Source organism: Prosthecochloris marina (assembly GCF_003182595.1).
In the GTDB taxonomy this organism is placed as follows: Bacteria; Bacteroidota; Chlorobiia; order Chlorobiales; family Chlorobiaceae; genus Prosthecochloris; species Prosthecochloris marina.
Genome location: NZ_PDNZ01000017.1, coordinates 1 through 2217, shown reverse-complemented (window position 1 = coordinate 2217; position 2217 = coordinate 1). Strand labels below are relative to the sequence as shown.

The window sequence follows — 2217 nt, the reverse complement described above, 5'->3', positions numbered from 1 at the left end:
CAGGTGGTGATAGTGCTGATGGCGCTGATATTGATGGTGATCGCCTATATCGTGGAGCGGATGATAGCGTTGAACAAAGCGTCGGGCAAAGGAAACATCCCGGAGTTCGTCAAAGAGCTGAAGCAGGAAGTCGAAGAAGGCCGAGTGGACACGGCGATCGCCAAATGCGATGAGCACCAGAGTTCGGTAGCGGCAGTGCTGCGGTCGGTGTTCAAACGGTACCAGAGCTTGGAACGCCATCAGATCACGGATCGAGAGAAGAAAATCAGCGAGATGGAAAAAGCGGTCGAAGAAGCGACGACGATGGAGCTGCCGCTGCTGGAAAAAAACCTGGTAGCGATCTCGACGATCGCGTCGATCTCGACGATGGTGGGATTGTTCGGAACGACGCTGGGCATGATCCGAGCCTTCACGGCGATGGCGACGACCGGCGCGCCGGATGCGGTAGCGCTGTCGTTAGGGATTTCGGAAGCGCTGTTCAATACGGCGTTGGGAATAGTCGGTGGTGTGATGGGCATCGTGACGTACAATGTGTTCACGAGCCGTGTGGATCGCTTCACCTATCTGATAGATGAAGCGGCGTTTTACATTATCCAGACATTGGGATCGGAAACGGAATAAGAGAGTATGTCGAAAGTCAAGAGCAAACGGATCGGTTTTCACATCGACATGACGCCGATGGTGGATGTAGCGTTTCTGCTGCTGACGTTTTTCATGCTGACGACGAAGTTTCGTCCGCCGGAACCGGTGCAGATCGACGTACCGATGTCGCATGCGGAGCAGAAATTGCCGGAGACGAAAATCCTGACGGTGAGTGTGAGTGAAGCGAACCGCTATTACATGGGAGTTTCGTCGCAGAAAACCCGAGAGGCGTTGTTCAAGCGGATTATCGAGCCTCGCTTGATCGCATCCGGAATGAGTGGTCAGGCGGTAGCCGATTCGCTGGGGAGTTTCAGGCTGATGGAAAGCTTTGAAGTGAGGAAAGACGAGTTGAAGCAGTATATCGAAGAGGCGCGGTATACGGATCGAGAGATGCGCCCGGTAGTCAAGGCGGATGTCGCAGCGGACTATGAATCGGTGGACCATGTATTGAAACTGTTCAAGAGTGTGAACATCCTGACGTTCAATCTGGTGACGTCGCTGGAGAAGGAGGGCCGGTAATATGGGCATGGTCGATTCACCGAATGGAGAAAGCCGGGGACGTCGAGCGAGACAGAAGCGGAAACGTATCGGCTTCCATATCGACATGACGCCGATGGTAGATGTCGCGTTTCTGCTGTTGACGTTTTTCATGCTGACGACGACGTTCAGCCGGGCGAACACGATGGAGATCAATATCCCGCCGGAAGAAACGGAAGTGAAGATAGCCGAGCTGAATGTGATGACGGTTCGCATAGTCGAAGAAGGACGAGCGTACTGGTCGATAGGCGAAGCAGTGCCGCAAGAGATCGCGATGTATGACGAAGCGGAATCACCGGTGCTGAGTGCCGGGCTGCGAAAGTTGCTGCGGGAAGAAACGCGTAAGAACAATAAGCTGGTGATCGTGGTGAAACTGAGTGGGAAGGCGAAATACAAAAATCTGATCGATCTGATCGATGAGTTCAACCTGCTGAAGATCGATCGATTCAGTCTGGATGACTTCACGTCGGAGGATGAAGCAGCGATAGTGGTGCAGAGAAAGTCGGAAGACGAGAGCAGGGAAATCTAGAGAGAGAAGCAGTGGGAAAACAGTACGAAAAGGTGCATCGCCATGCGTCGAGGACGAGGCGGAAGTTGTCGTTCGGCGAAGAGTATCTGGATACGGAGCGAGTACGGGGAATACAGTATGGAACCCTGATGCTGAGGAAAGAAAGTCATCTGTATCTGGGTCACGGCGTAGCCGTGGCGGTAGGGATGCTGCTGGTGTTCTGGGTGATCAGTGCGAACTGGGGTTTGTTGACGAGTTGGACCGGTATATTCGGCAAAGAAGAAGAGCGAATCATCAGTTACATAGGAATCCCGAGTGTGACGCAGCTGCCGCCGCCGCCGTTGATCGAGAAGCCGAAGCCGGCCCAGCCAAAGCCGAAGGTGCAGCCGAAAGTGGAGAAGCCGCCGAATGTCGGCAAGATCAAAAAAGTCAAGAAAGAAGAAGCGCCTCCGGAACAGACGCTCGCGACGCAGCAGGAGATCAGAAAGGCGATTCATCAGCCACAGGGTGTCGAGGGCGGTATCGGGGAC

3 protein-coding genes and 1 pseudogene are annotated in these 2217 nt (G+C 54.0%); all 4 read left to right on the top strand.

The features are described 5' to 3' along the window. The coding region (locus CR164_RS12900; protein WP_110024407.1) for a MotA/TolQ/ExbB proton channel family protein at window positions 1–621 on the top strand (621 nt) is incomplete at its 5' end. Window positions 622–627: 6 nt separating this feature from the next. Then, window positions 628–1161, top strand: coding sequence for an ExbD/TolR family protein (locus tag CR164_RS12895; RefSeq protein WP_110024406.1), 534 nt, complete (start codon window positions 628–630; stop codon window positions 1159–1161). 1 nt (window position 1162) lies between these two features. Further along, the gene (locus tag CR164_RS12890; RefSeq protein WP_110024405.1) at window positions 1163–1708 is read left to right on the top strand and encodes an ExbD/TolR family protein; all 546 of its coding nucleotides are present in this window, start codon (window positions 1163–1165) and stop codon (window positions 1706–1708) included. An 11-nt stretch (window positions 1709–1719) separates the two neighbouring features. Next, window positions 1720–2217, top strand: a pseudogene (locus tag CR164_RS12885) (energy transducer TonB); the annotation flags it as partial.

Coding starts and splice junctions, on each gene's coding strand:
- CR164_RS12895 (WP_110024406.1), top strand. CDS start 628: ATGTCGAAAGTCAAGAGCAAACGGATCGGTTTTCACATCGACATGACG.
- CR164_RS12890 (WP_110024405.1), top strand. CDS start 1,163: ATGGGCATGGTCGATTCACCGAATGGAGAAAGCCGGGGACGTCGAGCG.